We start from the raw sequence: 23,472 nt of genomic DNA, 5'->3' as shown, positions 1-23,472 counted from the left end.
GTTTATTTACCTTAGAATGAATTACTTGGAATATTTAAAGTTTTTGAATTATCTTTGTAACCAAACTCCCAACTATCTACTTCCCTACAAAGTAGCTTAATCTCCTGGGTTTTTTCGGATTACAAAATTAGAAGTTTTAACGTACTATTTGTTAAATGAGTAGAATAAAATATTATTACGATCCCAAAACCTGTAAATACGAAAGATTTGTTAAGAGCAAATGGGATGTAACATTGGGTGTATTAGGATTTTTATCCTTGTCCTCAATATTAGCTGTCGGAATACTTATCGTCTTCCATTATTATTTTGACAGTCCCAAAGAATTGATCCTGAAAAGAGAAAACAAAGAGCTTAACCTCTACTATGAACTATTAGAGAAGGAAGTAGCTCAATTGAACACCATGATGGGTGATCTTCAGGAAAGAGATGATAACCTATACCGTGTTATTTTCGAATCTGAACCCATCCCTAGTTCTGTTAGAAATGCAGGTTATGGAGGCTCGGATAGATTTAAAGACATAAAAGAAAAAGGCCTTAATCAAGGCAAAATGATAATATCTGTTGCCAACAAAGTGGAAACACTCAAAAAACAGCTTTTTATTCAGTGGGAATCCTACAATGAATTGTCTGAAACGGCATTAAACAAGGAGGAGTATTGGGCTTCCATCCCTGCCATCCAGCCGATCCACAATGAAGAATTAAAGAGGCTTGCTTCAGGTTACGGCATTCGATTACATCCTATCCTTAAGGTGAAAAAGATGCATACGGGAATAGATTTCTCTGCTCCTAAAGGCACTCCTATCTACGCTACAGGAGACGGAGTTGTAAAACAGGTTAGGACAGAATTTGGAGGCTATGGTAAGTCTATTATTATAGATCACGGATTTGGATTTAAAACCAGATATGCCCACATGAATGATTTTAATGTAAAAGTCGGCAACAAGATTAAAAGAGGAGATAAAATAGGTACCGTAGGAAATACAGGCTCATCCACTGCTCCTCATGTACATTATGAGGTAATCAAGGAGGATAAATACGTTAACCCTGTCAATTACTTCTTTAAAGACCTTGAACCAACTGAATTTGATAAAATTCTGGAATTGGCTTCAAGAGAAAATCAATCGCTTTCCTAAATCAGGAATACCAAATAGTACAAAGCCCTTTCCTCATTATTTGGGGAAAGGGCTTTTTATTACCACAAATTGAGTTTGGTAGGTTTTCTGGAATTAATAGCGCCAATTGTTTTCTATATAAGAGATAATTTTTATATTTTTGATTAAAAAAATACCAAAGGATTGCCATACAAAGAAAAAGATATCGAAAAAAAGTATTATTCTATTGGCGAAGTGGCAGATAGATTTAAGGTAGCTACCTCACTGATTAGGTATTGGGAAGGGGAATTCGATATCATTAAGCCCAAAAAAGACAAAAAAGGAAACCGCAGATTTACCATTGATGATATTGAAAAGATTCAATTGATTTTTCATCTGGTAAAAGAAAAAGGTTATACGCTCACAGGTGCCCAGGAGATTATCAAAAGGGACATGCATAAGGTTCAGGACAAAGCAGCAATGATCCAAAGGCTAAATGAAATCAGAAGTTTTTTGACAGAAATCAAAAATAATCTGAATGAACAGCGAGCAGAATAATGAATACTTGTACCATGTAGCACTCAGCTTGATCCCCAAGCTAGGACCTAGTATCTATAAAAAAATAATTTTACACTGCGGTTCTGCAGAAGCATTTTTTAATTTACCTCGAGGAAAACTAGAAAGAATTCAGGGAATTGGGCCAAAACTACTTGCCTATAGAAAACAAAGGGCAAGTTACCTGACCGAAGCGGAAACAATAATAGATGCCGCGAACCAACATGAAATTCAAATTCATTGTTATATGGAGGAGAACTATCCCAGTCGATTAAAATCCATCCTCGATAGCCCTCCCATACTTTTTAGTAAGGGCAATACAAACCTCAACCCGAAAAGAACACTAGGGATAGTAGGCACAAGAAAAGCCACAAAATACGGCAAGAACATAACTCAAAAAATTACAGAAGAACTGTCTAGGTTCCAGCCAACAATCATCAGTGGATTGGCCTATGGGATAGACGTGGAAGCACATAGAGCCGCCTTGGCCAGAAACTTACCTACAATAGGGGTTATGGGTTCTGACCTTAACACCATTTATCCCTCAATCCATAAAAAAACGGCTGAACAAATGATGGAAAATGGAGGCCTGCTGACCGAGTACAAACTCGGAACAGAAATGAGCTCTAATAATTTCCCGCAAAGAAATCGCATCATTGCAGGAATGTCTGATGCATTGGTAGTAGTAGAGGCGGCAAAAAAAGGAGGTGCATTAATTACAGCAGAAATAGCATACAGTTACAACCGTGAGGTTTTTGCAGTCCCGGGAAACCTCCAGTCTAAATACAGTGAGGGTTGCAATGACCTTATAAGGAATATGAAAGCTGGGATCTATATGAGTTCTAAAGAAATCGTAAATTCCTTGTCATGGAATTTGGCATCAGGCGAATCGTTGGCCCTGCAGGTTTTTCCTGACACCTCTTTACTCGACACGCTAGAGACCAAGATTCTGGAAAGAATATTTGACAAAAAAGAAGTAGAGGTAAATTGGCTCAGCCATGATTTGAATTTACCCATTAGTACCCTGGCTGTCAAACTGCTCAATTTAGAATTTTTGGGTTTTGTTAAGGCCTTCCCTGGAAAGAAGTACCAATGGCTCCACAATAAACAATAAAAAAGATACCGGCTACCCGTAGATGGTGTTTTATGCTTACATTAGTCTATACTGACCAAAACCTATAAAAAAATGAAAAAGGCACTTTACCCAATATTATTCTCTTTGATTCTCCTTGTAGGATGTAAAAATGAAAAAAGTGTGGCCACTGATAATCTCCCCATGCAAATCGCTCAAGCTTATGGTTATGATCAATTGGATGAGGTTCAATCCATCTCCTATACCTGGAATGTGAGAAGAGACAGTGTAACGGTTCTGGTTAGAGACTGGAAGTGGGACCTTGTCAAAGGAGAGGTTAGCTATACTGATGCTGATACAAGCGTAACTTACCTTATTTCAGAAAAATCTGATCAAATTAAAGACATTGATCATAAATTCATCAATGACAAATACTGGCTTTTATTCCCTTTCCAGTTGGCATGGGACGAAGGCTTTACATCAGAAATAACTGAGGGACAAACCTCTCCTATCAACGGCGAAACCACAACAAAACTCACCATTCTTTACAACAATGAAGATGGCTATACACCCGGTGATGCTTATGACGTCTATGTGGACGACAAAAACATGATCAAGGAATGGGTTTTCAGAAAAGGAAATGCCGCCGAAGGCCGCGCATTTACCTGGGAAAATGAGAAAGATTTTGGAGGCATCAAAATAGCGCTTGACCACGGGATGAAAAATGGAGAAAAAATCATCTGGTTTACCAATGTTGAAGTAAATAAGAAGTAAAAGAGATTTGGGATTTCTTTAAGTCCATTTAGTAATTTGAAGTCCTAAACTGGGTCCTTCCCTGGATTACCATAATTTCACGAAAGGGCCCAGCTTGTTTAACCCAATAATTTGCACTAACCCTGCTGATGAATAAAGAAATTACGCTATACTAATCCAAGATGACAATTAGGGCTAAATGTTATTTTACAAGCATCCATATTTTAGAGCCTGTCTTTAACTGAACATACACCATGTCCTTAAAATAGCCTAAAACATTTCCCTTGCCGATAAAATAGTCTGCAGGTACAGGCCAAGATTTCTTCCAATCCTGAAACACCAAATCAACGGCTTTAACTTCAATTTCAGAACTACTTTTTTCAGGTATATTAAGAATTGTCTGGTGAGCAAATCCGATTGTCTGATCTGGCAACCTTATTCTAAACCATGCACCACTCTTTCCCATAATATCGAAATAAGTATTTTCAGGATAGGTACCAATAATTTTGGCATTGAGTGCCGGAGAAGCGCGCAAATTCCCTGCTTTCACAGAAAAAACCCCGTAATCCTTTAATGATACAGTATCTGAAGCATTAATTTTTTCAATTTTTTTCGGCATCTGTAAAAAAGGCAAAGGATTTTTAGCGCCCCTTCCTTTCCTGTATATTCCGAAATGTAAATGAGGAGCTGTAGTTCTCGCATTGCCGGTATTCCCTACCAATCCTAAGGTGTCTCCAAGCATTACACTTTGCCCAATATTCACCAACTGACTATCAAGGTGCGCATAATAATAATTGTAATTGCCACTATTGAGCCAGACTACTTTACCTCCCAGCCTATTTTGGTCGGATCTATTCACCCTGCCATCCACAACCGCACGCACCGGTGTACCTCTTTTTGCAAACACATCTACTCCTTCGTGCCTGCGACTGCCTCCTCTGGCATCTCCCCAGAAACTGGAAATCTGACTTGCATCCATATTTTGTATGGGGAAGACAATGGATCCTGATACCTTTATTTTAACTTCAACCATCCCTCCTCCCAGTAGTTCAGGCTGTATTCTTAGTAAATGATTTTCGTTTCGTTCTGCTGTATAAGTAATCGTTTTTTGATCTTTAGAGAAAACATGGGATGAATAACCGCCAATTGTATTTCTGAACACATCTAAAAAATAGACCGTGCTACTATCACCAATTGCATTGGCATTAATAGAAACCTTACTTCCCTCTTCTACTTTATATAACCAGAACATTGCCTCAGCCAAAGCAGGGTCAAAGTAGACCATTTCGGCATGAGGCAAATTTTGAGTTTTTAAATTACCTGAGGTTGTTACCTGTCCATTATTAATCCACTGCTGAATAATTTTATATTCCTCAAGGCCAGTATCTTTTAAGGCTTCAGAATAACTTTCATAAGGATTTTCACCCTTAAAAAGCTTTTCTGTATGACAGGATCCTAGAAAAACCATAAGTACAAGCAACCATAGATAGCGATGAAAACGCCAAACTAAAGGATTTGTATAAATTAACCCCAGTGAAAAGAGTGAATTACATTCAGGCACTAAGTTTAACTTAAACAAATTTTGCTTAGAGTGTTTTCTGACCTTCATGTTTGCCTTCCCAAATTTCCTCTATCATCTTTTTATTAAAGGCCTCGAGGTCTTTTGGAGATCTTGAGGTAACCAAGGCCTGATCACAAACACAATCCTGATCAATCCATTCTGCTCCTGCATTGATAATGTCTTGTTTTATGGATGGAAAAGAAGTCATTTTTCTACCTGCCAATGCCCCTGTCTCTATCAATACCTGAGGGCCATGACAGATGGAAGCAACTGGTTTTCCCTTGGAGAAAAAACCTTTAATGAATTCAATGGCTTTTTTATTGGTACGCAATTTATCCGGGTTCAGGACTCCTCCTGGAATTAGGACAGCATGATAATCATCGGAATTGGCTTCATCTACGGTTTTATCTACCTTAAAATCTCCTCCCCAATTCCCATCTTTCCAAGACTTAATACTTCCTTTATTTGGGGAAATGACTTCCACAATGGCCCCTTGATCTTCCAATGCCTTTTTCGGAGAAGTAAACTCTACTTCTTCAAATCCATTTTCAGTAATTAATGCTATTCTTTTATCAGATAACTTATTCATAATAATAGTTAGTTTGGTTTTAGACTAAAATTAAAAGGAAAAGTTCAAATTTCATGCTAAACTTATTCAACCTAAAAAAAAGTTTGCTCGCTAAAGGTAAATTACGGCTTGAATACAAATTGGCCTATATCTGTAGTGAATTCAAGGGCTATAAAGTATAAGGCCACTTCAATTCCTCTAAACAAACCTTTTAGATGGCTATCAACCCTTAACGCATTAAATGAGATGTGAAAATGACTGTTTTGTTACTACTCACAAAGGAGCCACCGCCTACAAAACAGACCATTTGGAGACAAAAGCGATTGAATTAGAAAATGAAAGGCACAAAAAAAGCCCGGTTAAAACCGGGCTTTCAATATTTAAAATGAGGACTACTTTTTATACGTAGTTACTCAACATTACTGGCATAACCAACATCAAAATGTCTTCATTTTCATTTAGGTCTGAAGGTAAAATCAATCCTGCTCTGTTTGGTGCACTAAATTTCATTGTCACTTCTTTCGCTGATATATTGTTTAGCATTTCTACCAAAAACTTGGCATTAAAACCAATTTCTATATCTTCGCCTTCATGCTCACAAGAAAGTCTTTCGTTGGCCTCGTTAGAAAAGTCCAGGTCTTCAGCTGAAATCTGTAATTCACTGCCCGTCAGTTTCAACCTTACCTGATGCGTAGTCTTATTGGCATATATGGCGATCCTTCTCAAAGATCCCAAAAACTCTTGCCTGTTGATCAACATGTCATTGTTATTGTCCGCAGGAATCACGTTTTCATAATCTGGGAAACGCTCATCAATTAGCCTACAAATCATCTTGATATTGTTGAATTTAAAGTAGGCATTACTGGCATTGAACTCAACACTTACGGGTACATTTTCTGTTGGAAGTGTAGACTTCAGAAGGTTTAGGGCTTTCCTAGGTACAATGATACTGGTAGCCTCAGGAGAAGCAATATCGACTCTTCTATAACGAATCAATCGATGTCCATCCGTAGCAACAAAAGTTGTGTTGGTACTGCTTAGGTTTATAAACACCCCCGTCATGGCAGGTCTCAACTCGTCGTTACTTGTTGCGAATATTGTATTGGCGATTGCACTACTCAAAACATCTGTTGACATTTCTACGGTAGAAGCATTGGTTACGCTCGGAATTCTTGGAAAGTCCGTAGCATTTTCTCCGGCCAATTTATAGCGTCCATTGTCAGAACTGATCTCAATACTATAAGTCTCCTTATCGATACTAAAAGTAACTGGTTGTTCAGGAAGATTTTTAAGCGTTTCAATCAATATTTTTGCAGGAACTGCAATATTACCGTCTTCTTTTGCTTCCACCTCAATTTCTGTCATCATTGATGTTTGCAAATCAGAAGCTGTTACCGTAAGCTTGCTGTCCAATATTTCAAAAAGGAAGTTCTCTAAAATTGGCACAACAGGGTTGGTTGTTACCACCCCATTTATTGCGGAGAGATGCTTCAATAGTGAGGAAGAAGAAACAATAAATTTCATATGTATGGTTTTTTTAATTCAGTCACATTAAAAATTATCGTAGAATCCACGATACAATTCAGTAAAGCCAAATTTAGCGTTTTTAATCATTGCTTTTAACCAAATAAGACACAAATTTCAATTTCGATGGATTTAACAGGGTAAAGTTATAAATAAAATTACAAACGCCCTCATTAGGTTTTGATTTGATCGGATAAAATTAATTTGATTTTTGAAAAACAGCTCGAAATCCTATCATTTAGCATATTTTCTTTTTCTTAGAAACTGTTTGAACCAACCAATAAGAATAACTAGCAATACAGGAACCCCAACATTGATTATTTGCCACATCGATTTCTGCTGTTTTATTTTTACTTTATTTAGTGGCCTGATCTCAAAACTCTTGGACTTACTGGCTATAATCCCATTAGGAGCGACCATGTAATTTATTATATTCTGTAAGAAAGTTCTATTCGCCGTTTTACTTTCAGCAAATGGATTGTTACCCAAAGGCAGAGCTTGTTCTTCTTGTGGCTGGATCCAACTTTTTATGACATCTGCATCTCCAGCGACCAACACCTTTCCACCATTGCTTTCAGGTAAAAATTTATTTTTATCAAATTCATCCGGTACAAAACGATTTTTGAAAAAGGAGGTGAATTTCCCTTCTAAAAGGTAAGCCAAAGGAATACTTCCACTATTGAATGATTTCACATCAGGTTCTTGAGCCATATCTTTAAAAGCTACTCGGGCCGGAGCACTTTCTCTGCGTGTGTAATTACTGGAAAAAATCAAGGGGGTCTTTATAACATGGTCAGCTTTTACCGTATCAATAGAACTTACAAAACGGAACTCAACCAGGTCCAAACCTTTGGTGATCGGGTGATTCGCCATCTTTCCTGCCTGTACATAAAAGGGCCATGGTAAAGGCACTATTTGAGGCTGGTTGCCATATTCTCCTGAAACTACTGGATAATACCCGAAATTCAAATCCTGGACAAGGTCCTTATTGATCCTCACCCCATAACGAAAAAGCAGGTCATCCAATCCTGTATCGAAAGGCATAGCTACAGTACCATTCCCTCCAGCCTTTTCAAGGTTTACCGTCATCTGATCCACCAAGAACAGTATATTCCCACCATACATTAGAAATTGGTCCAGAAGGTACTTTTCTCTCACTCCGTAGGCCATTTTAGGACCTGCCACTATTAACACCTCAAATGTCAAAAGGTCTTCAACACTTTTGGCCTGGTCAAACGGGACCTTATAAACCTCAAAATCTTCGTTCAGTGCTTCCACCATACCATAGCCATCATCTTCATCCATTTCACCCTGCCCGATGATAATTCCTACGGCACGCTTATTCCTGGTGTACAAACGTTTAATCGCCTGCCCAATTTCAAACTCCAGGTTCTCTATGGATAAGTTCAGGGTCTCCTCGGGGCCCATACCCAATTCCCCTTTTAATAACAACACACCTGTCTCCCTGGACTTTGTCCTTAAAACTACCCCTGGAAATATCAGCTGGGTGGACTGAGTCCCATTCTGGGTACTGTACAAATTGGTAGGGTTAATACCATAGTCTGCAAGTTTCAGAATATAATGTTCACTACTATCAGAGGCTACTTGAAGTGGATCCAGGTAGTTGATAATTATTTCTTCCCGACTAAAGGAGCGAAAGGTTTTCAGAATCTGCTCAATATTCCGTTGAAAACGTACCATTCCAGGAGGTAGGTCTCCTGCCAATAAAACATCTATTTCTAATGGGCCATCCATATCCTCTAACACGGCCAGGCTGGCCGGACCTATGCTGTATTTACCTTCTTCAGTCATATCCAATCTGAAGGACCACCATTTTTCCAGATTGGCTACCAAAAACCATATCAGCACCAAAGCCATTATTCCATATAATAGAGAACTGTATTTTCTATTCATCCCTATTGATCAAAATCCAAGATAAAACCAAAAAGGAAAGTATCATTCCCAAAAAGTAATAAATATTTTCAGAGACAATAACCCCCCTGCCCATTTGCTCATAGTGAAAATCAGTACCCAATCCTTCTAATAAAACAGCCAGATGACCTGAAGTCAATACCGCCAAAGCGCTTATCCCACCATAAAGTAAAAAGGATAAAAACACCGCTAAGACGAAAGAAACGATCTGATTAGCTGTAATGCACGAACTAAACAGCCCCACTGCAGCAAACAATGCTCCGACTAAAAACAAGCCGATATACGCACCAAAAAAACCTGCACTGTCAATATTACCTATGGTATCTCCGAGCTGGACGATACTGAAATAATAGATCAATGTGGGAATTAAAGAAAAGAACAAAAGCACCAAAGCAGCCAGGTATTTGGCCACCACTATTTGGTAGTTTTTTAATGGGGAAGTTTTTAACAATTCCCAAGTACCGGTTTTTTTCTCTTCAGCAACCATCCTCATGGTAATTGCTGGCAGTAAAAAAATAAAAACAAAAGGGGTATAGCTAAACAATGGGTCAAGGTCAGCGTAGCCATAGTCCAAAACACTTGTACCGGGAAATACCCACACTATCAAACCTAATGAAATTAAAAAAATGGAAGTAATCAGATAGGCAGAAAGGTTACTGAAAAAAGCATTGACTTCTTTGATAAACAGACTGTACATATCTTTAACTTTGGGTCAAGCTGTGAAAAACTGATTCCAGGTTTTTTTCTTCTTGCCTGATGCTTATCAAATTTAGGTTATCTCTTTGAATCATTTCAAAAATCTCAAGTCTTAATTTTTTGGGGTCATTACATGTGAAAGCCAATAATCCCAGGTTTTTCCGCTCTAAAGTATGGTAGGAAAGCCCCGTTAAGCATTCTTCCAGTATGTTTTCCTCTGTTTCTAATAAAACTATAGATTTTCCTGCGGATGCTTTAAGGTTTTGAAGAGAATCTTGAGCCACTACTTTGCCTTTATTAATAATAACAACCTTGTCACACAGAATTTCAACTTCCTGCATGATATGGGTGCTTAAAACAAGTGTTTTATTTTTACTAATCGCTTTAATAAGTTGCCGTATTTCAACCAATTGATTTGGGTCCAATCCTGTAGTAGGCTCATCAAGAATGATGATTTCAGGGTCATGCACAAGGCTTTTTGCCAGGCCTACCCTTTGTTTGTATCCCTTGGACAAGTTACCTATTCTTTTGTGTCGCTCATCTGTAAGCCCACACTGGTCCATCACAACTTTCACCCTTTCATTCCGCAGATTTCTCTTCATCTGGTAAAGCCCCCCTATAAAAGATAAAAATTCGGGGATGTACATTTCGTCATATAAAGGGTTGTGTTCAGGCAAATACCCTATCAACTTACTGACGGCGATTGGATGTTTTTTCACTGAAATGCCATTGACCAATGCTTCACCTGAATCAGCCTGCAGAAATCCAGTAATAATTTTCATCGTGGTGGATTTCCCAGCTCCATTTGGTCCCAAAAAACCCAACACCTGTCCAGGATTTGCCTGGAAGCTGACATTATTAAGGACTTGTTGTTCCCCAAAACGTTTTGACAGTTGATGAATTTCTATGGACATAATTCAAATGTAAATCAAGCCAGAAACAGGGATTAAGGCTTCTATAAAGGGCTATAATTACTTATAAACAGCCTGATAGATGTTATTTCAGTAGCGTTTCCAATAACTGAACCAGGCTCACTTTATCTAACGCATAGCTGACGCATTCATTGCCAAAGCAATAAAACATTAGGTACAAAATAAAACTTGAAAAAAGCGAACACCGTCCATAATGGTAACGGTGTCGCCTTATTTCTATATAACAGCAATCCAGAATTAAATTTTCAGGAAAATACTTCCTGAGTGATTTTATTGCTTTTTAGGGTTCTAAAGCTTTTACACCAGGCAAGACTTTGCCTTCCATCAATTCAAGCAATGCACCACCACCAGTGGAAACGAATGAAACTTTTTCGCCGTAGCCAAATTTATTGACAGCAGCAGCGGAATCACCTCCACCGATTAGAGAAAAGGATCCATTTTCTGTCGCCTCAACAACTGCCTCAGCTACTGCCTTGGTGCCTTTCTCAAAACTACTCATTTCAAAAACGCCCATGGGGCCATTCCATAGAATGGTTTTAGATTCTTTTATTATTTTCGCAAATTTGACACAGGTTTCAGGTCCAATATCAAGGCCCATCCAACCATCAGGGATTTGCCCTTTTTTAGCTGTACTTTGTTCTGCATCGTTTGCGAAATCTTTGGACGTAATCGCATCATCTGGTAAGATCAGATTGACATTTTTTTGTTTGGCTTTCTCCAAAAGCTCCAATGCAAGTGGCATTTTATCCTCTTCTAATAAGGAGTTGCCTATGGTGCCGCCTTGAGCTTTTGCAAAAGTGTAAGACATTCCACCGCCGATAATTAGGTTGTCAACCTTGTCAAGTAGTTTATCGATAAGAAGGATTTTATCAGAAATCTTAGCTCCTCCCATAATGGCTGTAAATGGTCTTTCAGGCTCACCCAAAACTTTCTCAGCATTTTCTAATTCTGCTTGCATCAAGTAGCCGGCCACTTTATCATTGAAAAATTCAGCAACAATAGCGGTTGAAGCATGTGCCCTGTGAGCTGTTCCAAAAGCATCATTTACATAAATGTCTCCAAGTTTCGCCAATATCCCAGCAAACTCTTTGTCTCCTTTTTCCTCTTCTTTGTGAAAACGAAGGTTTTCTAAAAGTAAAACTTCACCTGACTTAAGGCTGGTAGCTAGCTGTGTTGCTTCACTCCCTATGCAATCCTTGGCAAATTTCACTGATAAACCGAGTTCTTTATTCAACTCAGTGACAATGTGTCTCAGAGAAAATTTGTCTTCAAACCCTGACTTTGGTCTTCCAAGGTGAGACATCAGAATGACCGAACCACCATCTTTAAGAATTTTTTTGATCGTTGGTATTGCTGCTACTATTCTGGTATTGTCAGTTATAGTGTTTTGATCATCCAGTGGCACATTAAAATCCACTCTCACAAGTGCTTTTTTACCACTAAAATCAACATTATCTACTGTTTTGATTCGATTGTTCATGCGTTATAGGTTTAATATATGCGTCAAAAATAAACATTTTATTTGGCAGCAGCCCTTCTTAGCCGATCATTTATTGCTTTTCCTAAGTGTATTTCAGGCAATTCTTCAGCTAAAATTAGGGTAGCATCCGTCTCATCTAGTGTGCGCATCGCAGAAAATAGATTTCTTGCTGCCTCGTCATAATCTCCAGAACTACTTAATGCTACTTGGTTGGATGCCGGCACTTCAGGAAAAGAACGTTTAAAGGACAGGATAGCAACCCCACCTTTTTCAAGCTGGTATTGCTGCATTAGCTCATCCAGGTCCCCTAAAACCATTGGCTTTCTAGGTGCATAGTGACTTTTCAGCATGCCTGGCGATTGCGGATTACTACTTGATTGGGGCAAGATCAAAACTTTCCCTACAACCTCCTCAATTGCTCCAACGGAAACTCCTCCTAAACGGTAAATGATGACCTGACCTTGCTCCATACCTACTATGGTACTTTCCAGGCCAACTTCACAAAGTCCTCCATCCAAAATATAAGCCAATTCCTCCCCAAGGTGGTGCTGAACATGGCTGGCGCTGGTGGGACTAATGTATCCAAATGGGTTGGCGCTTGGCGCAGCCAAAGGGAAGTCCAATAATTCCAACAGACTCCTGGTGAGGGGATGATTGGGCACCCTAACCCCTACTCTTCCCAATCCGCTGGTTACCAAATCGGGAATTATATCTTTTTTGGGCAGCAATAACGTAAGTGCTCCAGGCCAAAAGGCATCTGCCAAGGCTTTTAATTCATCGGGTATAAATTCCACGTAATCATACACCTGATCAATTCCTGCCAGATGTACAATTAAAGGGTCAAAACTCGGTCTGTTTTTAGATTTGAAAATTTGCAACACTGCTTTTTCATCCAGCGCATTTCCGGCCAGTCCATAGACCGTTTCGGTAGGTATGGCCACAAGCTGTCCTGATGACAATAAAGCTGCCGATTTTATAATATCTTTTCCAATCTCAGCCATTATTCATTACAGAATTCGTCCAACCAATCTTTTGCTTGCGTATATCCCAGAGACAGGGCTGTTTGAAGGTGTTCACAACCTTCTGCTTTTTTACCTAATGCGCTCATCTCTGTTACGCCCAAAAGGTAAAAGGCAGCACCGTTCCGCGCATCTATTTTCGTTAATGCTTCAAGTGTTGCAATGGCATTTAAAGGGTCGTTATTCCCGAGAAGTGCCTTGGCCTTATTGAACAATACTTGTGGCTGCTGAGGGTTATCATGCAATGCTTTATCAAAGTCAATCAGGGCATCATCATACATTTCAAGCCCCAAAAGAGCCAGTCCACGATTGTAATAAATATCCATCTGATTGAAATCGAGACCATTTGCGCGATTGTAATCAATTAGCGCTTTTTTGTACTCCTCCTTTTCCATGTAAACATTCCCTCTGTTAAAAAAGGGCTTGTAATTGTTTTCATCCACTTCAATGGAGCGGGAAAAGGATTCAATGGCATTATCCAATTTACCTGTTTGGAAAAAAATAACTCCTCTGGCATTCCATGCTGGTGCATGTGCCGAATCTTTTTCCACTAGCCTGTTTAGATGCTCAATTGCGGTATCAAAATCCTGTTTATCCAACGCTCCTATTCCTGCTTCAAATAATTCTTCTGAAGAGGGTTGACAGGAAACAAGAATAAACAGCGCTATAATGCTAGTCCATATATTTTTATACATTTCATTTTTTTTTGCAAAGATAAGGATTCCTTAGGGCACAATCCACATAAGGCTTGAACAAAAAGCAAGTCCCTCCGATTGTCTTAAATAAGAATTTCAGATTTACTGGTTTTTTCTAACATTCTTAATATCGAATCATTAAATCCAACCAATTCTGCTGCCAGATCAAATCCAACCCATGCAAGGTCCTTACTTTCAGGACTTATAACCAAAGGCTCATCCATTTCTGCCTCGATAAGAAACCTAACATCATAATGAAAATGCCTTTCTTCCTTATCATTTGCTGGGATTACGTGCCTGTCCAGGTCAAAAATTGACTTGTCCACCAATCGAATGGATTTCAAACCACTTTCTTCTTCGGCTTCTTTAAGCGCCACTTCTACAAGGTTCTCGTCTCCATCTGCATGTCCTCCCAATTGTAGCCATCGCTGAAGTTTCTTGTGCAGGGTTAACAAGGTATGCGTGCGACGCTTATTGACGATCCATGCCGAGGCCGTAAAATGCCCCTCCGTTCTTTCTCTTTTGAATGCCTCGGGGTCATTTAAAAGGTCCAAAAAAGCAGGCACCATGGATTTTTCCTCCTCAAATGGTGTCCTGTAATTTTCAATCAAGCACTTTAGATTTTCTCTGTCCATACTAATCTGCTTTGAATAATTTATCCATAAACTCGTCAAAAGGTTTGGCGTCATGGTATTGCCTATCGGAATACAATGTCACCAGAACTTTCAGGTAGTCGGGCTTATTGTCAAGGGAAATCTTTTCTATACTTACATTGCCAAATAGCTGATTTATTTTATCCGATAAGTCATCTGCCGAAATCAGCGGTTTGAAATACAACTTTTCAGTAGTTCTTACCTGATCATTTATTTCATCAATTTTTCGATCCATACTAACCCTTCTATACCCCATCCCCAACATTCGCTGTCCTAAACCAAAAAAGAGTTTGGTGAAAGTATCAGAATCCAATGGAGGAGTATAGCTAACTGCAAAACCATTGGCATAGGAAGTATGGTAAAAGTGAACTTCTGGATCTTTATTTATACCCGCACGTTTAAAATGATAATTGTCATAGATCATTTTCAAAACATTCACCCCTTCTTCCGCAGTCAGCCATAAAGCCACCTCCTGCTCTTCTCTTTCGGAGCGGGTAAAATTTTCCCTGATAATTGCTCGATTGCTATTACCTGAAAATAGTTTGTCTAATAAGTGGTCAATAAATTTCATTTCTTTTTGATTACACCATTTTTTTCACTGGAAATCAACCCCTCATCTTCCATTTCTCTTATCAAACCTACAGAAAAATCATCTAAAGTTTCATCGATCTCACAAAACAATTCCTTTAATGAAAACGCCTCTCCCAAGTCTAAAGTTTTAAGAATTTTTCGAATGAGATTTTTCCGGATTATCGCCCTATTATTTTCTTTTTTGTTTTGAATACAATTGTCACAAATACCACAGTGTAAATCACTTTCCTCTCCAAAATAGTTTACAATCTGTAGCGTACGGCAAATTTTATTATTTTTTGCATATTCAATGATTTTATGAGCTTTCTCTATTGCTTGTGTCCTTCTTTCACTAATTCGTTTTTTATTTAAAGGTAAAACTCCAGCATCAATTCTTGGTGTAATAAAGGTAATCTGGGGCTGATCCTTTTTTCCCGAAAAATCTACCAAGCCAAGTTCATCCAGTTTTTTCAACATCCCTACTACTTCCTTCTCGGTGGTATTTAACAATTGCGCAATTTTACTTTCTTTGATCCTGATATAATTCACAAACAATTCTCCACCATATAATCTTAGCAGCAGCTTTATCAATGGGTCTAACTTTGCATAGGCAATTTGCGCCTCATACAACTTGCTTTGGGAAACCAGAAAATGTAAAGACGATGGAAGAAAAACACTTTCTGAAAAAAGAAGAAAGGCCTCTTCCTGGAGTACTTTTATGGAATTATAAGTGAGCGGAATATCCAAATTATACGATCTGGTGAAATCCAGAAAGTCAAAATCAAAGCTTGTCATTTGAGCACTTCCTACAGCTAACCTGTAATAATTTGCCAAGCATTGGTAAACCTTTTTCAGCATTTCCTCTGGTGGATAGGCTATCTCAGCCATTTCTCCCAACGTGATACAGTCCTGTTCTCTGACCAAGAGTACAGCAAATGCTTTTATCCCATCTCTTCCTGCCCTTCCAGCTTCCTGATAGTAGTTTTCAAGATTTTCAGGGAGGTCAAGATGAATAACCACACGCACATCGGACTTATCTATCCCCATTCCAAAGGCATTGGTAGCGACCATTACCCGCACACCTCCCCTTATCCAATCCATTTGACGTTCATTTCTTACGCCCTGATCCAAACCTGCATGATAATAAGTTGCTGCTATTCCTAGCTGTTGCAGGTGCTGGGCAGTTTCTTTAGTCCCCTTCCTACTCCTTGTATAGATGATAGCAGTCCCAGGTACTTTTTGAAGAATCTCTACTGCTTTCTCCAATTTATTTTCTGCCCATCGAACTGAATAGGATAAATTATCTCTCCTAAATGATTTAACAAAAACAGAAGGCTCCTTAAGCTCTAGTTTTTCGATTATATCTGTTCTCACCTTTAGCGTGGCTGAGGCAGTTAATGCAACTACAGGCACCTTCGGGAAAAATGCTCTAATAGCCACTATTTCCAAATAGGAAGGTCTAAAATCATACCCCCATTGAGAAATGCAATGTGCCTCATCCACCGCAATAAGGTTAATGTTCATTTTTTGAAACCGTGCTAAAAAAATTTCAGTTTTAAGTCTTTCGGGAGAAACATATAAAAACTTGTAATCACCATAAACGCAATTGTCCAGTAAGGTGTCTATTTCCCTCTTTCGAAGGCCAGAATGAATTGCCATGGCTTTAATCCCCCTGCTTTTCAACTGGTCAACCTGATCTTTCATTAAGGCAATCAAAGGACTTACCACCAGACACAAACCTTCTTTCATTAAGGCTGGAACCTGAAAACAAATGGATTTTCCACCACCTGTAGGTAACAATACCAAGGAATCCTTTCCCTCCACGATAGCAGCAACTATCTCACCCTGGAGGGGGCGAAAATCTTGATACCCAAAATACTGCTTTAAGATCGCCAGTGCTGAAGTATCTAGCTTATCCATATTGTGGCAATGAATCCTTTTGCATGAATGTAATTTTTATCCAAATTACGCTTCATCAGCCCCAATCACAAGGGGGATTCCCTATTGTTGAAAGTTATTTTAATGGCTCCCTCCGAAAAAGCACCTTGCAAAGGAAATTCTTCCTGTCGCCACCATTTTCCATCTTTCCAAAAACGCAATTGAATTCCTGTTAAATCAACAGGAAGAAAAGTATCTTTATCTAAGAGGACATCCCTTCTTCCTGGTAGGGCAATTTTATAGTTATCCTCTGCATCCAAAAGCGCAAGCCTATTTACAGGCATGCCCATTTCCTTTATTCTGTGGGGTATAATACTGTACTTTAACTCAGAAGGATCAACCTCTTTTTCTATTGCGTACAATTGGCCTTTGTGAAGGTAATCAAAAACACCTCCATTTTTGAGGTTATAAATAATCAAATAATCATTCGAAACCCTTTCAATCCCTGCATAAAGTCTATAAACGCCAAATGCAAAAACCAAAACCATCATCGCTGTCAGCTGATACTTTTTCCTCCCTTCGATCCAATGAAAAAGAAAAAAAAGAAAGCTCCAAAACAGAATCATTTCAGGTAAGAATAAGTACAGGTTGTCCATTTTAGCAAAAGGAAGCGCTTGCAATCCAAAAATCCCATAGTTCAATAAGCGAATAGCCAGCTCCATTAGCCAACCCAGAATTGAAGCCAAATAGGGAACGGCAGCAAACAATAAAAACGGAACACCTATCGACATGATCACAAATGCTGCAGGTATGGCCAGTAAATTTGTAAGTATAAAATAAGTAGGGAAAACGTGGAAATAATAGATTGCGAGAGGAAAAGTAGTTAATTGGGCCGCTAAACCAACACTGGTAATGTCCCAAAGATACCTTAGCCATTTCTTTTCAGGGTGCCAAAACTTCCTGATTAGGGGTTGAAATACCAATATACCCATCAAGGCAACATAACTTAACTGGAAACCTACGGCGTAGATCAAAAAGGGATCATAAACCAATAATACCAGGGCAGACAGTGCCAAAGGATTAAATATTGAAGGACTTCGGGACTTCATTTGCGCAAAGCAGATAAAAGTAAACATGGTAGCTGATCTCAGCACAGAGGGAGAAAGCCCGGTAAGTATCGCATAAAACCAAATAATTGCCATGATCAAACTTAAATAGAATACTCTTTTAAGTCCTTTTTTCTGGCTCGGCTTAAAAATCAGGAAGAAAAAGCCATAGATAATCCCGACATGCAAGCCAGAAACGGCTAAAATATGCATGGCACCAGCCGTAGCATAGGCATCCCTTAAATTAGTGTCCAGGTCCTGTTTTTGCCCCAGTAATAATGCTGTTGAAATCTGAACAGAATGAGGGTCTTCTATATAGGTTGCTATTTTATCTCCTAAGTATTGTCGCCAGGCTATAACTGTTGTCGACCAGGAAGCCTTTTTAGGTGTTGATACAACTGTGAACCTCTCTCCAATAAAATGGGTGAAATACACCCCTTTCCTTTCCATGTAGGTAGAATAATCAAACATAGATGGATTAGTAGGGGCAGGAATCAATTGTGGCGCTCCATTTACCAGAATGGTCGTACCTAGTAGTAATGGTTTTGCGTATTGATGATAAATTTGAACTTTCCCACGGGCAGGCCCCCAACCATCACTATTTTCTATGGCGTATACAAAAACTACATTTCCACTGCTATTTGGTTTGATTTGGTCAGCCTCCTGTACTTCTGCCAAATAGTTTTTTATTTTAGGGTAATGGACCAGGTGATCCGGCATTAAGTCGACATCTCTGGAAGAGGCCACAAACATGCCCGAAAAAATCAAACTTAAATAAGCTAAAATAGGTAGGGAAACTTGGAAAAGCAGCTTTCTTTCAGGGCTATACACTAATGCTAAAACAAAATACGCTCCCAAGCAGAACAATAAACCCAGCAATAAAAAAGCGCCCAAAATTTCCTTTGTTAAGGGATATAGGAAAACTCCCAAAACGAAAAAAACGGTATATCTTATAAAGGGAAATTCATTGAATTTCATGATTGAAAACCAAAATTGGTTAAACACTACTGCATACAATATCCTCTGAAAAACCAATTCAGAAGCCCTGCCTATCTACCACCCTTAAGGGACGGAATAAGAATAGGACCAAATCCATTGGAAGTAATTGAAAACAGTACAATTTTGGCTAAATCGTTGTCACTATAAGCGACTTCAGGGACAAAAAACAATTGCACTTGCCACTCCCCTTTTTCCCTGAGAAATAATTCAACCCAAGGTTCCAGAAAAGAATTTAACCAACTTTGCTCACAAAATCAATAAAACAAACAAAAAATCAGGTGTTGGACACCTGAAAATCAACTAATTAAAACCTGAACCCAACTGTGAATCCGGCATTGAACTCAACTGGATCAAATCGGTCAGATACTTCATTATTAAAGCCTCTGGCTATGCTAACATAAGGCCCCAAAGCAAACTTATCGTTGTGCACCCATTTATAACCGCCGCCGAATCCAATAATAAAACTATTCAGAGATGTTTCAATAATTTGATTATTATCAAATACCTCTGTGAAGGATCCACTTCTGTATTTTAAAAATGGGAACACATAAAACCCTGAAGGATTGGATTCTGTCACAAAATAGTAATTGTACGCTATCGTAGCACTTGTGGATTTAAAATCCTGTCCGTCTCCAGAATCTGAAACATAAGCAAATCGATCCATAAAAGTCATACCGAAACCAATGGATTGATTTCGATCCAGAAAATGCTCGTACCCCAGTTCCAGAGAACCAATAAAAATGGTGTTAAATATGTTCAATTTCACCTCATTTTCTGGAATTCCCGGATCTTCAATTGACTGTGCATTGGCCTGAAAATTGCCCAAACCTACAACCACTACCAATATCAGCGCACCTATAAAATTTTTCATAAAAAAACTGTTTGCTTAAAAGTAAATATCTCTGTTAAAATTTCTCTACTGATTTATATTCCATCAGGTAATGCTCAATGTTGCATTCTACAAAAAGTTCACCCTTTTTCTCAAATCCAAATTTACCATACAAGCCTAATGCAGTTACTTGACCATGCAAATATATCGTTTTATTCTTATTTGAAGGATTGGACAAAACATCTTCTAGTACAGCTTTCACTAACATACTGCCAACACCATGGCTTCTGTAAGGCTTTAATACAGCAAACCTTTCAAGTTTAATGCCAGAGTTTGTAAACCTCCACCTGGCTGTCGCAACTCCATCTTCACCGTCCTGTACAATGAAGTGGGTGGCGATGGCTTCAAATTCATCGTACTCCTCCTCTGCCGCTACATTTTGTTCTTTTACAAAAACCTGTTCTCGGACATAAAAAGCTTTCTCCAATAAAAGCTCATCTGTGATTTTGCTAACTGTTAAACTCATTTGGATGGATGGGCTTCGACCTCATTTTTCTCGTAGGCTTCAATTATTGACTTCACAAGCTTATGCCTTACCACATCATTGCCCGAAAGATTCACCACACCTATGCCTTTCACCCCTTTAAGAATACGTAGTGATTCCCGAAGACCTGATTTTTGACGTGATGGAAGGTCAACCTGGGACTGATCTCCAGTGATAATTACCTTGGAATTAGGGCCCATTCTGGTAAGAAACATCTTAATTTGTTCCGAAGTAGTATTCTGCGCTTCATCCAACAGAACGAAGGCATCGTGAAGTGTTCTACCTCTCATATAAGCAAGCGGCGCTATTTCAATCACCCTGTTTTCCTGATAAAACCTCAGCTTCTCAGTAGGCACCATATCTGCCAACGCATCATAAATGGGTCGCAGGTAAGGGTCCAACTTTTCTTGCAAGTCGCCTGGAAGAAACCCTAGGTTTTCTCCAGCCTCTACAGCTGGTCGGGTAATAATTATACGCTTTACCTCTCTATTTTTCAATGCTCTGACGGCTAGCGCCACAGCGATATAGGTTTTCCCAGTTCCTGCTGGCCCTAAGGCGAAGACAAGATCATTTTTAAAGGAGGAATCTACGAGTTTTTTCTGATTGGGCGATTTCGGCCTAACGATCACCCCTTTGTTTCCATAGAGAATAATAGAATTATTGCTTTCAGCCTTTACTTGAGGATTCCCTTCTAAATCAATGTATTCTTTTACATTCTCAGGAGTGACTTGACCATAACGGCTAAAATGCTCCAGGAGCATGTTTAAAATGTCGTTGATTTTAAGAATCTCTGGTGCTCGACCTTTGATCCTTATTTCGTTGCCCCGGGAAACAATTTTACTTTGGGGAAAGGCCGCTGAAATCTGCCTGATATTTTCATTTTCCGAACCTAAGAAGTCTAGGAGGGAAATATTTTCCAATGTTATGACTTTTTCTACCAATATATTTTCTTCTGTTTATCTAATTCTAAAAACAAATTAAAAATACCTATTTTTGTGCATCCTTAACGCAAAAGTACGAATTTTTAATTGACTTACTTATATGGCTTTGGTAACATTCATTTCGGATTTTGGAAACTCAGACTACTATGTACCAGTGGTCAAAGCTAAAATGCTATCCATTAATCCCCAATTGTCAATTGTAGACATAAGTCATGATATTGCCTTATACGACATTGCGCATGCCGCATTTTTGCTTCGCTCTACCTTTAACGATTTCCCCAAGGGAACTGTTCACCTTGTTGCACTAAATACCACGAGTAGTATTACGGATGGTTATATAGGCATCAAGCTTAACGAACATATATTCATAGGACCTAACAATGGGGTGCTAAGTATGTTGGCCGACCATGACCCAGGGATCATTGTAAAATTTTCTGACATCCATATTAAAAACAGTTCCTTTCCTGCCAAGGACATTCTTGCGCCAATAGCTGCTAAAGTGGCTAGTGGAGCAGCCATACATGATTTTGGTGGGCCTTTGCAGGCCATCAAAAAAATGATGGGGCGTCACTTTAAAGCAAGCAAAAAACAAATCGTAGGGTATGTTCTTCGGGTAGACATTTACGGCAATTTGATCACGAATATCCCTAGGGAGGTCTTTGAAAAATTAAATCCCGGAAAATTTGAGATCGTTTTTGGTAGAGAGTCAGTACAACAACTCCAAACCAATTACAATGAAGTGGAACCTGGAGATTGCTGGGCATTTTTCAATAGCTTGGGTTTATTGGAAATTGGAATTAACCATGGCCATGGGGCAGATTTATTAGGCTTGAGATACGACAGTCCGATTTTCATCAATTTTGAGGTTTAATTTTCTGATTTCTGATTAATTAAACCTTTAAAAATCAGCAGATAGAAAAGGCAGGCTATAAAAAAGCCAAAAAATCACTGTTGCAAGCAGGTAAAATATTTGTTTGTGAAAAATTCTTTGCACATATTTGCATCCCATTCAGCAGTGAATGGATAATGCCACAAGCCCAGGTGGCGGAACTGGTAGACGCGTTGGTCTCAAACACCAATGCCTTCGGGCGTGCCGGTTCGATTCCGGCCCTGGGTACACCAAACCCCTTTAGATGCAAATCTGAAGGGGTTTTTGCGTTTTTTGGCAAACGATTGGCAAACGATTTTATTTTTTTGAATAAATCCCCCGCTATTATTCTAGAGACTATTTTAAAAATCGTAGCAAGAAATGTATTTTTAGTGACACTTTCTACTTTTTTGTTATATGAATAGGCTCAAATGTTTACGCCTAGGTATTGCCAGTACATAATTCCATCTAAATCACAAAAATTTAAATGCATGGTGCAATAAATACTTTTAAAAACATTAAAAACCTGTTAGATTGTGTATTGTTGCATGGCGAATAAAGTGCACAGTGCACTTTATTCGTACGTTGGGGTTAATATAAAAGAGACAGAATTGAAGAGAATAGGTGTCATATTGGTGATTTTCGGAATTGTAGTTCTAATTTCATTTTTTAATTTGTTTTCTCGCTACAGTTTTCTTTCGGCACATTATGACTTATGGACTATTGGATTAGTATACCCTCAATGCGAATTTGATGGAACCGATTTAGAACGACTTAATTCAATATCAACAGAAATGGGATTTGAAGTAAGAAAAGTAGATTGTGACATATTTTATACAAGAGGTATGGACAATTATTATGAAATAATGTCATCGAGAATTGAAGAGAGAAATGGCTCAGAATGGCTGAATGAATTATATGATAAAAGAAGTACTAACCCCAACACTCGCTAAAAATCATAGCCAGCCTGAGGGATGGCAACGCTTTTTAGCACAACGTTGGCCACAATCCTGCATATATGAAACACATTTACTTTCAGAGCTACCGGGGTGTTGCTAATCAGATAATTGATATATAGTTAATTAATTGAAGATCAGTACATTTTAAAAACATTAGTCAGAATTAAAGACTACTTAATTCCGTGAATCCTGATTCCACTTTAAATGCTTGTTAAAGAAATTTTCAGTCAATTATTTAATAGTTCTC

The 23,472-nt window shown here is 38.7% G+C and carries 22 protein-coding genes and 1 tRNA gene; 7 read left to right on the top strand and 16 right to left on the bottom strand.

What is annotated here, in order from left to right:
- Nucleotides 1–155 precede the first annotated feature (155 nt).
- The 4 genes from AC0L7T_RS07275 to AC0L7T_RS07260 all read left to right on the top strand — a co-directional run bounded on the left by AC0L7T_RS07275 (nucleotide 156) and on the right by AC0L7T_RS07260 (nucleotide 3,492).
- Complete coding sequence (locus AC0L7T_RS07275; RefSeq protein WP_473341861.1) at nucleotides 156–1,133, top strand: peptidoglycan DD-metalloendopeptidase family protein; 978 nt, start codon at nucleotides 156–158, stop codon at nucleotides 1,131–1,133.
- 162 nt (nucleotides 1,134–1,295) lie between these two features.
- Nucleotides 1,296–1,649, top strand: coding sequence for a MerR family transcriptional regulator (locus tag AC0L7T_RS07270; protein ID WP_473341860.1), 354 nt, complete (start codon nucleotides 1,296–1,298; stop codon nucleotides 1,647–1,649).
- Nucleotides 1,630–2,760, top strand: coding sequence for a DNA-processing protein DprA (gene dprA / locus AC0L7T_RS07265; protein ID WP_473341859.1), 1,131 nt, complete (start codon nucleotides 1,630–1,632; stop codon nucleotides 2,758–2,760). The genes AC0L7T_RS07270 and dprA overlap by 20 nt, the downstream gene beginning before the upstream one ends.
- A 72-nt stretch (nucleotides 2,761–2,832) precedes the next feature.
- Nucleotides 2,833–3,492 carry a hypothetical protein gene (locus AC0L7T_RS07260; RefSeq protein WP_473341858.1) on the top strand — a complete coding sequence of 220 codons (660 nt, stop codon included), beginning with the start codon at nucleotides 2,833–2,835 and terminating at the stop codon, nucleotides 3,490–3,492.
- 181 nt (nucleotides 3,493–3,673) lie between these two features.
- Here AC0L7T_RS07260 and AC0L7T_RS07255 read toward each other — a convergent pair whose 3' ends face one another.
- The 16 genes from AC0L7T_RS07255 to AC0L7T_RS07180 form a co-directional block, all read right to left on the bottom strand.
- Nucleotides 3,674–4,939, bottom strand: a complete 1,266-nt coding sequence (locus AC0L7T_RS07255) for a peptidoglycan DD-metalloendopeptidase family protein (protein ID WP_473341857.1) — start codon at nucleotides 4,937–4,939, stop codon at nucleotides 3,674–3,676.
- Nucleotides 4,940–5,057: 118 nt separating this feature from the next.
- Nucleotides 5,058–5,621 (bottom strand): type 1 glutamine amidotransferase domain-containing protein, encoded by a 564-nt coding sequence (locus AC0L7T_RS07250; protein WP_473341856.1) that lies wholly within the window; start codon nucleotides 5,619–5,621, stop codon nucleotides 5,058–5,060.
- Nucleotides 5,622–5,999: 378 nt separating this feature from the next.
- Nucleotides 6,000–7,124: a DNA polymerase III subunit beta gene (gene dnaN, locus AC0L7T_RS07245; protein WP_473341855.1), complete on the bottom strand. Its 1,125-nt coding sequence runs from the start codon at nucleotides 7,122–7,124 to the stop codon at nucleotides 6,000–6,002.
- A 234-nt stretch (nucleotides 7,125–7,358) separates the two neighbouring features.
- Entirely contained in the window at nucleotides 7,359–9,038 is a 1,680-nt protein-coding gene (gene gldG / locus AC0L7T_RS07240) for a gliding motility-associated ABC transporter substrate-binding protein GldG (protein ID WP_473341853.1), read from the bottom strand.
- The gene (locus tag AC0L7T_RS07235) at nucleotides 9,031–9,753 is read right to left on the bottom strand and encodes an ABC transporter permease (RefSeq protein ID WP_473341852.1); all 723 of its coding nucleotides are present in this window, start codon (nucleotides 9,751–9,753) and stop codon (nucleotides 9,031–9,033) included. Before AC0L7T_RS07235 ends, gldG begins: the two co-directional genes overlap by 8 nt.
- Nucleotides 9,754–9,757: 4 nt before the next feature.
- On the bottom strand, nucleotides 9,758–10,666 hold the full coding sequence (gldA, locus tag AC0L7T_RS07230; RefSeq protein ID WP_473341850.1) for a gliding motility-associated ABC transporter ATP-binding subunit GldA: 909 nt from the start codon (nucleotides 10,664–10,666) through the stop codon (nucleotides 9,758–9,760).
- A gap of 298 nt (nucleotides 10,667–10,964) precedes the next feature.
- Nucleotides 10,965–12,164, bottom strand: coding sequence for a phosphoglycerate kinase (locus tag AC0L7T_RS07225; RefSeq protein ID WP_473341848.1), 1,200 nt, complete (start codon nucleotides 12,162–12,164; stop codon nucleotides 10,965–10,967).
- A 38-nt stretch (nucleotides 12,165–12,202) separates the two neighbouring features.
- Nucleotides 12,203–13,165 (bottom strand): L-threonylcarbamoyladenylate synthase, encoded by a 963-nt coding sequence (locus tag AC0L7T_RS07220; RefSeq protein WP_473341846.1) that lies wholly within the window; start codon nucleotides 13,163–13,165, stop codon nucleotides 12,203–12,205.
- A complete protein-coding gene (locus AC0L7T_RS07215) occupies nucleotides 13,165–13,878 on the bottom strand; it encodes a tetratricopeptide repeat protein (RefSeq protein ID WP_473341845.1) in 714 nt (237 codons plus the stop codon). The genes AC0L7T_RS07220 and AC0L7T_RS07215 overlap by 1 nt, the downstream gene beginning before the upstream one ends.
- A gap of 83 nt (nucleotides 13,879–13,961) precedes the next feature.
- A complete protein-coding gene (locus tag AC0L7T_RS07210) occupies nucleotides 13,962–14,513 on the bottom strand; it encodes an NUDIX hydrolase (RefSeq protein WP_473341844.1) in 552 nt (183 codons plus the stop codon).
- A 1-nt stretch (nucleotide 14,514) separates the two neighbouring features.
- Nucleotides 14,515–15,102, bottom strand: coding sequence for a hypothetical protein (locus AC0L7T_RS07205; protein WP_473341843.1), 588 nt, complete (start codon nucleotides 15,100–15,102; stop codon nucleotides 14,515–14,517).
- On the bottom strand, nucleotides 15,099–17,021 hold the full coding sequence (locus AC0L7T_RS07200; RefSeq protein WP_473341841.1) for a RecQ family ATP-dependent DNA helicase: 1,923 nt from the start codon (nucleotides 17,019–17,021) through the stop codon (nucleotides 15,099–15,101). The genes AC0L7T_RS07205 and AC0L7T_RS07200 overlap by 4 nt, the downstream gene beginning before the upstream one ends.
- Nucleotides 17,022–17,086: 65 nt before the next feature.
- On the bottom strand, nucleotides 17,087–19,063 hold the full coding sequence (locus AC0L7T_RS07195) for a ComEC/Rec2 family competence protein (protein ID WP_473341840.1): 1,977 nt from the start codon (nucleotides 19,061–19,063) through the stop codon (nucleotides 17,087–17,089).
- 325 nt (nucleotides 19,064–19,388) lie between these two features.
- Nucleotides 19,389–19,955 (bottom strand): DUF3575 domain-containing protein, encoded by a 567-nt coding sequence (locus AC0L7T_RS07190; protein WP_473341839.1) that lies wholly within the window; start codon nucleotides 19,953–19,955, stop codon nucleotides 19,389–19,391.
- 34 nt (nucleotides 19,956–19,989) lie between these two features.
- Complete coding sequence (locus tag AC0L7T_RS07185) at nucleotides 19,990–20,439, bottom strand: GNAT family N-acetyltransferase (protein ID WP_473341838.1); 450 nt, start codon at nucleotides 20,437–20,439, stop codon at nucleotides 19,990–19,992.
- Complete coding sequence (locus AC0L7T_RS07180) at nucleotides 20,436–21,398, bottom strand: PhoH family protein (protein WP_473341836.1); 963 nt, start codon at nucleotides 21,396–21,398, stop codon at nucleotides 20,436–20,438. Before AC0L7T_RS07180 ends, AC0L7T_RS07185 begins: the two co-directional genes overlap by 4 nt.
- A 100-nt stretch (nucleotides 21,399–21,498) precedes the next feature.
- Here AC0L7T_RS07180 and AC0L7T_RS07175 point away from each other — a divergent pair, with 100 nt between their 5' ends.
- The 3 genes from AC0L7T_RS07175 (at nucleotide 21,499) to AC0L7T_RS07165 (ending at nucleotide 23,219) form a co-directional block, all read left to right on the top strand.
- Complete coding sequence (locus AC0L7T_RS07175; RefSeq protein ID WP_473341835.1) at nucleotides 21,499–22,269, top strand: SAM hydrolase/SAM-dependent halogenase family protein; 771 nt, start codon at nucleotides 21,499–21,501, stop codon at nucleotides 22,267–22,269.
- 164 nt (nucleotides 22,270–22,433) lie between these two features.
- A tRNA-Leu gene (locus AC0L7T_RS07170) sits at nucleotides 22,434–22,515 on the top strand.
- A 299-nt stretch (nucleotides 22,516–22,814) separates the two neighbouring features.
- Nucleotides 22,815–23,219 carry a hypothetical protein gene (locus AC0L7T_RS07165; protein ID WP_473341834.1) on the top strand — a complete coding sequence of 135 codons (405 nt, stop codon included), beginning with the start codon at nucleotides 22,815–22,817 and terminating at the stop codon, nucleotides 23,217–23,219.
- Nucleotides 23,220–23,472: the final 253 nt, after the last annotated feature.

Source organism: Cyclobacterium sp. 10D3-21 (assembly GCF_055809755.1).
Note: the sequence above shows the minus strand (reverse complement) of the source record. Positions and strands in the feature narration are given on the sequence as shown.